Here is a 6,637-nt window from a genome sequence, read left to right on the forward strand (position 1 = left end):
ATCGCCGCTCCGACATGCTGCGTGGTCGCTCAATCAACCTCGACTTCGACGCCGCAACTGCCGACCACAGGGTACAAGACTCAATGCGGTTGTCTTGGTACGTTAAGGCTGGTACTTAGACCAGTCGGACTCATCCAATGCATGAGTCTCCCCATCCAGATAGAGGTGCCAGACCCGTCTGCGCGATCGACAACAACGCCCAGGCTGCGAAGGATGCTTTCTCTGAGACTTCACGACGGGACCTCAAAGTGGTTTCCGTGCCCGCAACTGGGCACCGCGGCGCTCGCCACGCAAGGGCAACCCCCAAGACAATTTTACTGAGCCATCGTCAGCACATTAAGTGGCTTCCTGTCCGTATACTCATCGCATGAATCCAGTCAACCTTCCTAAACCACGCACAGCCGGGAGCCCTTCCTCTCCGTATGTTGGGACCTGATGGTGCCCGACGGTGTTGGTCAGTTGCTTCTTGAGAATGAGACCGACAGTGTTTTGGTGGACTTCGTAGTCGCCGGGAACCAGACGGCATTCGAAGTATTAGTGCGTCGCTATCGGCCGATGCTGCGTGGCTACGCCATGCGGACGCTGGGTTCAAATGCCGAATCTGACGACGTCGTGCAGGAGGCGTTTATCACTGCGTGGGAAAAGCTTCCGGCGTTGAAGGACGGCGAGAACCTGAAGGCTTGGCTTATGCGCGTCGTGCGTAACAAGAGCCTCGATCGGCTGCGAAAACGGCGACCAATCACCATCGAGATCGACGAGAATATGCCGGCACTCCTAAACAGCCCCTTCGCCGTGGTAGAGACCCTCCTGCAGAACGAAGCCTTGTCGCTCGCCCTGTCGGGATTGCCAACGAATCAGCGTCGAGTCTGGGTCATGCGCGAGTTTTCCGGTGCTAGCTACTCCGTCATCGCTAGCGAGTTAGGCGTTCCGGAGTCAACGGTTCGTGGCTTACTTGCTCGATCACGCCACACTCTCGCTCGGGAACTGGCTGCCTGGTACTAAACACCCAGCATTACTCAGACATGGGACACAACATCGGCATGCTTCTCCAGATTGACGGCGCTCACTGAAATTCCCCACTCCGGGTCGCTTTCGCAAAGAGGAGTGGGCCTTTTTGCTGGTGGTCTTCGCCCACACACCTGTACACGAAGTGCCCAGCTCCTGGTGCTTCTAGAGGAGGACGACGTGGACATCCATGCGACTCAAACGACAAGGGATGATGATCAGTGAGATCGCCCGCCTCACCGACCACGACCGCAGGGCCATCCACGCCTATCTGGCCGGCGAACGCACTCCCGGGAGTGCGTCAACGCGCCGAATCCGACGTGTTCGACAGTTTGTCGGCGATGCCGGAGCACTACTCGACCACGCCGAGCATGCCGCAGACACAATGACGCTCGCGCCGACTACGGCCTAGTCGCTTTGGCGAGCGGCACAGCGGCCCCTGCCTTCTTGGGAGTCGTAGTCTTCTTCGAAGCAAAGGTCCTCTTTGGAGCAGAGGACCGCTTAGGAGCTGAACTGGGAAGCGTTCTACGCATCCCGCCTTCCGGTGCGATTCAACAATCCGCCCAGCGAATACAAAAGGCGCCGGAATGACCCCAAATCACGCCAAGCACCCCCAAACTCATTCCCTGGGCGGTACAGCTAGCTGATCATTTTTTTCTGGCCATCACCGAACGGCCGGACAACGAATTTTGTTGCGGCATCGCGCAGGCCCGTATGCATTCTGCGAGCCTCGGCCCGCAGCAGACCAAACGCCTGATCCATAGGCACACCGTAACGCTGGGCGAGGACGCCTTTGGCTTGCTCGATAAGCACTCGATCCTCAAGCATCACTTTCATCTGGTCCCGAACGGTGGTGTGGCCTTGGATCTTCCTGTGCTGCTCAACACTGTTCGCGGCATACAGGGCCATCGCCTCAGCCAATTCTGCATCGCGGCCGCTCAACCGGCCGGGCTCAGCCAAGAAGAGATTCAACGCGCCCAACCTTTGCGAACCAAACCGCATAGGAACAGAGTGAACAGCCCGATATCCCCGGGCCTCAGCGATAGCGCTGAAAGCAGGCCATGTCCCTCGAGCGTCGGCGATGTTGGGAACGTCAATCGTGGCTCCCGACCGGTATGCGTCCAGGCACGGACCCTCGTGGGCCCCGAGCTGTTCCTCTTCCACATCGCTGGCCCGCTCACTACTGGACGCTGCAACATGCAGGACGTCACTACTATCGGCCAGGAGGATACCCGCGGCAATAGCAGCCGTGAACATCGTGCACCCCTGAACCAAAACGTCCATGGTGTCGATCACGTCATGGCCCGTCTGCACGGTGTCCGCGATAGCTACGAACACCTCAACGAAGCTCTCCCCCTCATTTGCAAACATTTCTATAAGTTACAACGCGCATCGCATTCCCGCACCTCTCAGTTCGCCCAACCTTGCTCGTCGCGCGCCCGCCTCCTACCTGGCAGACCACCGGACGCACCTCTTCCTCGCTCCCCCTGCGGCGACACCCTCGAGCGCCACAATGTTGAATCGTGTGTAAATTCCGCAAATGCCATGTCTCGGACGTCTACAGCTTTCCGAGACGCTCGGCCTTGGACGGGAGCAAAGTGCTCATCAAGGTCCGAGAAGTAGTCGACGCAGCAGCTCGAGAACACCTGATTCGAGGCCGAGGCAAAGGCGCCGTATGGCAGCTCCTCCGATGGAGCGGACCAGAGGAGCTGCCGTTCTAGCGAGTTAGCAAGGGTTCATACGAGGGACTCCATATACTCCGCGGCCGACATTCTGCCAGCGAGGGGTGCGGCTTGTCCTGCCCACAGGTTGAGGTAGTCGCTCTCGCCGAGTTGTGCCGCGGCCTTGCGCAGGGGCTGCATGAGCGCGTTTTGTAGCGGGTACGGTGGAACGGCGCCTTCTTCGGCTGAAAGTTCTCTGATGAGGGAGTTCACGATACCGCGAGCGTGGCGCCCGGAGAAGAGGCGAGTCAAGACGGTGGTTTCCGCATCTGAACTTGCGAGCATTTTGCGGTGTACGTCGCTCGCTCCTGACTCTGCCGTGGCGAGGAAGCCGGTGCCGATCTGCACCCCATCTGCTCCGAGAGCGTGTGCCGCGAGAATGCCGCGCCGATCGGCTATTCCTCCGGCAGCCACCACTGGGATGTCAACCGCGTCTGCGACCTGCGGGACGAGCGAAAAGGTGCCGACCAATGACTCTTCTACCGGGCTGAGGAACGCACCTCGATGGCCGCCCGCATCGCTGCCGGACGCAATGACGGCATCGAGCCCGGACGCTTCAATGACTCTGGCTTCTGCGACTGTGGTCGCCGTACCAATCAGCACGATTCCTTTGATTTTGGCTCGCTCGACGGCCCATACGGGCGGAAGCCCCATTACGAAACTGATGCTCGGTGGCGTGGAATCGAGAAGCGAATCAAGCTGCTCATCGAAGTTCGGTGCAGCCTCGACTGTCCCCGTCCATTCGACCCCCAAGCGCGCATAAAGTGGTGCAAGTCGCTTGATGTGTGGGGCTAGGTCGACAAGATCCTGCTCTCCCGGCTGCGGGACCCACAGATTGATCGAAAAGGGTGCGAGAGTCTGCGCGCGGATTCTTTCGACCACATCACGAATCTCGCCCGGAGAAAGGATGTGAGCACCGAACGAGCCCAGCCCACCAGAATTCGACACCGCGGAAACGAGGCTCACACGGGAAATCCCACCACCGAAGGGCCCCTGCACGATCGGATGCGCAATCTTCAACAGCGAGCTTAATCGGTTCATTCGCGCACCCCCGCGGCAGGCAGGCTACGCAGCCGAGTGGCAACCTCAGCTACTCGCCGCCCCAAATACTCAGCGGTTCGCAGATCGGCCTCGGGCGGAGCGACGGCCGATGACGCATCCGAGGGCGATTGCGCCATCGCTCCGAGGAAACCGCCGAGGCGGTTGAGATCGTCGATACTCCCATTCGACGAGTACAACCATCCGGGAGGAAGACCCAGCGAAACCCAGTGCATGCCGTGTTGCGCCGCCAGCAGCGACAGAGATGTCAACGTGTTGAGCTTGTCGCCGTTGACTCCAGCGGAGTTGGTGAACCCAGCAGCTACCTTGTCCTTCCAACCCTGAACGGCCCACACAGAAGCGCTCGCTTCAGCGAAAACCTGAAATACAGCCGATTGGCTCCCCATGTAGGTAGGTGCTCCGAAGATGATCGCGTCTGCGGCCGACAGGCCGGCCCACAGCTCGTCATTGAGTTCGGCCACGTTGAACAACGAGGCCGAGCTTCCCGGGTTTTGTCGCGCACCCGCCATGATTGCTTGCGCGTGACGCTCGGTGTGCCCATAGCCGCTGTGATAGGCCACGGCCACTTCGATGCTTGGTTGATCATTCATATTCATCCTCTCGATATGCCGAAACTAGACGACTGGTCAACTATACATATTTGACCGGTCGTATACTGCTCTTATGGGTCGAACAAGCGATGCGCCACAACAGCTGGTCGAAGCGGCGAGGAGTCTCCTGCACGACCGCGGATACTCAGCCATCGGCGTAGCGGAGATTTGCGAGCGCGCCAACGTGCGCAAGGGCAGTTTTTACTATTTCTTTCCCTCTAAGCAGGCACTCACGGTTGCGACGCTCCGCACTACTTGGGCGGCAGAGAGAGGTCGCTGGCTCGAACTCCTCGATGACGAGAATGACTTGAGAGGGCTCGAGACGCTCTTCCGCGAACAAGCGGGCATTCAGCTCGAACATCACGTCTCGACAGGTTCAATAATCGGTTGCCTCTATGGCAACTTAGCGTTGGAGACTGGCGCCAGTGAAGCGGATCTTCGTAGTTGCCTCAGGGAAATCTTCGACGATCAAAGTCAACTCGTATTCAGCGCGCTCTCTAAAGCGGCGGCCGTCGGCACATTGCCAATGAATAAAGTAACCATGGAGACCGGAAGAGGCCTCATTGCGCAACTAGAGGGCGCCGTGCTCTTAGCAAAACTCTATGATGACCCGTCGCGACTGGCGAACCTCTGGCAACAAATGGCCGCGTTGCTCGGCATTGCGCGGTCATAGGTCTTCGTCCGTAGAGCCGCTCACCTGTCGGTATTGGCGATTCATGTCGCGCCACGTCAGCTCGCGCCGCTCCGAGGCCAGCGGCACGCTCCTAATCACGACTGAACTGGATGGGGGTGATTAACGCAAAACATACTTTAGGCGCCATCTATCCCGAGCACCAGCCCGAAGCTTCAGCGGCGTCCTGCGTACAGATTCGACTTGGCGCGTCCCACCTCAGGAGGCACTCGCCCCGACGGCGGGTCCGTCAGGCCTCGCCGCGGAGGTACGCGTAGACGGTCTCGCGGCTAATTCCGAAGTCGCGCGCACGAGCAGCTTTCGGCACGCCGGCCGCGGCCTTCTCGCGCAGCTCCGCAGCTCGAGCTTTGTCGAGGGACGGAATGCGGCCTCGGTAGACCCCACGAGTCTTTGCCAGAGCAATACCCTCACGTTGGCGTTCGCGGATCAGCGACCGCTCGAACTCCGCAAAAGCCCCCATCACGTTCGGAAGCTAGTTCGCCATGGCAATGTCGTCTCCGGTGAAGGCCAGTTGCTCTTTCACGAATTCGACCCGTACTTTCTTCGCCGTGAGCCGGCGCACGATCGAACGTAGATCATCCAGGTTGCGGGCCAGGCGGTCCGTGGAGTGAACGAGCGCAGTATCGCCGTCTCCGACGAGCTTGATCAGTTCCTCCAGCTCGGGCCGGTTCAGACCTTTCCCCGACGCCTTGTCTTCGAAGAACCGGTCAACGTCGACGCCGTCAAGCTGGCGGACACTGTTCTAATCTAGGGTGCTGACTCGCACATATCCCACGCGGTGGCCGACCATCAAGCTCCAACCAACTCTGTCCAGGTGACCTCTTAGACCCAGCAACGGGCACTGCCAAACAACGCAAATGAAACGCCATTCAGACACCCCGCATTATCAGTGTCTGACCCCTAGTTGGGGGGTATACCTCAGATAGACACACTCTGATTCCTGGAAGTATTTTGGTGGGTTAGTGGGCGCTGAGGGCGGCGCCCAGTTCGCGGGCGGCCGCGTGGGCTGCGGCCAACGATTCTTCGTGCTTGGGGATGTAGTCGACGAACTGCGGGGTGACTGGGGCCAAGGTCCACTCGGGTGTGATGTACCCGGTGATGTCAAGGCCGAGGGTGCGAGGCCCGGCAGCGAGCTCCAGGGTCGGGCGGAGGTGGTCCTGACCGTCGTTGGGTGTGCCGGGCCCGTAGCTTCCGCCACGGGCGGAGATGACGACCGCGCGGCGGCCGGTCGCGGGGGCACCATCCGGGTAGACGTGGGTGGTGCGACCAGGGATCGAGATCTGGTCCACCCACGCTTTGAACACGGACGGCATCGAGTGGTTTTACATCGGCACCGTGAACAGGTACGCGCCGGCGCCCAAAAATTCCTCGATCAGCTCGTCCTGAACTTCCGCTGCGGAAGCTTCCTCTGGTGTCCGCTCGGCCGGGGTCACCAGCCGGGCGGAGATGCCGGCGGCACTTAGGTGCGGTGCGGGGGGGCCCTATGTTCTTGTCAAGCGGCGAGCTGGTGGTCGGCTTGATAGAGGGTGCCGTCGCGGAGCATGGCATAGAGGACGTCGCAGCGTCTGCGG

The 6,637-nt window shown here is 60.1% G+C and carries 6 protein-coding genes and 1 pseudogene; 2 read left to right on the top strand and 5 right to left on the bottom strand.

The window, feature by feature from the left end; all coding sequences use genetic code 11:
- Nucleotides 1-435 precede the first annotated feature (435 nt).
- Nucleotides 436-1,002, top strand: a complete 567-nt coding sequence (locus E3T19_RS12585; protein WP_134409002.1) for an RNA polymerase sigma factor — start codon at nucleotides 436-438, stop codon at nucleotides 1,000-1,002.
- Nucleotides 1,003-1,644: 642 nt separating this feature from the next.
- Here the strand turns inward: E3T19_RS12585 and E3T19_RS12595 are convergent.
- The 3 genes from E3T19_RS12595 to E3T19_RS12605 all read right to left on the bottom strand — a co-directional run bounded on the left by E3T19_RS12595 (nucleotide 1,645) and on the right by E3T19_RS12605 (nucleotide 4,375).
- Nucleotides 1,645-2,376: a GAF and ANTAR domain-containing protein gene (locus E3T19_RS12595; protein ID WP_134409003.1), complete on the bottom strand. Its 732-nt coding sequence runs from the start codon at nucleotides 2,374-2,376 to the stop codon at nucleotides 1,645-1,647.
- 365 nt (nucleotides 2,377-2,741) lie between these two features.
- Nucleotides 2,742-3,767 (bottom strand): nitronate monooxygenase family protein, encoded by a 1,026-nt coding sequence (locus tag E3T19_RS12600; RefSeq protein ID WP_134409004.1) that lies wholly within the window; start codon nucleotides 3,765-3,767, stop codon nucleotides 2,742-2,744.
- Nucleotides 3,764-4,375: a flavodoxin family protein gene (locus E3T19_RS12605; RefSeq protein WP_134409005.1), complete on the bottom strand. Its 612-nt coding sequence runs from the start codon at nucleotides 4,373-4,375 to the stop codon at nucleotides 3,764-3,766. The genes E3T19_RS12600 and E3T19_RS12605 overlap by 4 nt, the downstream gene beginning before the upstream one ends.
- Before the next feature lie 73 nt (nucleotides 4,376-4,448).
- Between E3T19_RS12605 and E3T19_RS12610 the strand changes: the two genes are divergently transcribed.
- Nucleotides 4,449-5,048, top strand: a complete 600-nt coding sequence (locus tag E3T19_RS12610; RefSeq protein ID WP_134409006.1) for a TetR/AcrR family transcriptional regulator — start codon at nucleotides 4,449-4,451, stop codon at nucleotides 5,046-5,048.
- A 247-nt stretch (nucleotides 5,049-5,295) separates the two neighbouring features.
- On the opposite strand, the pseudogene E3T19_RS12615 reads toward E3T19_RS12610, so the two are convergent.
- Together E3T19_RS12615 and E3T19_RS12620 are read right to left on the bottom strand one after the other, a co-directional pair.
- Nucleotides 5,296-5,856 (bottom strand): annotated as a pseudogene (locus E3T19_RS12615) (recombinase family protein).
- Between the two features lie 169 nt (nucleotides 5,857-6,025).
- Nucleotides 6,026-6,379, bottom strand: a complete 354-nt coding sequence (locus E3T19_RS12620) for an NAD(P)H-dependent oxidoreductase (RefSeq protein WP_241980213.1) — start codon at nucleotides 6,377-6,379, stop codon at nucleotides 6,026-6,028.
- Between the last annotated feature and the right edge of the window lie 258 nt (nucleotides 6,380-6,637).

The organism is Cryobacterium sp. TMT4-31 (assembly GCF_004403385.1).
Taxonomy (GTDB): Bacteria; Actinomycetota; Actinomycetes; order Actinomycetales; family Microbacteriaceae; genus Cryobacterium; species Cryobacterium zongtaii.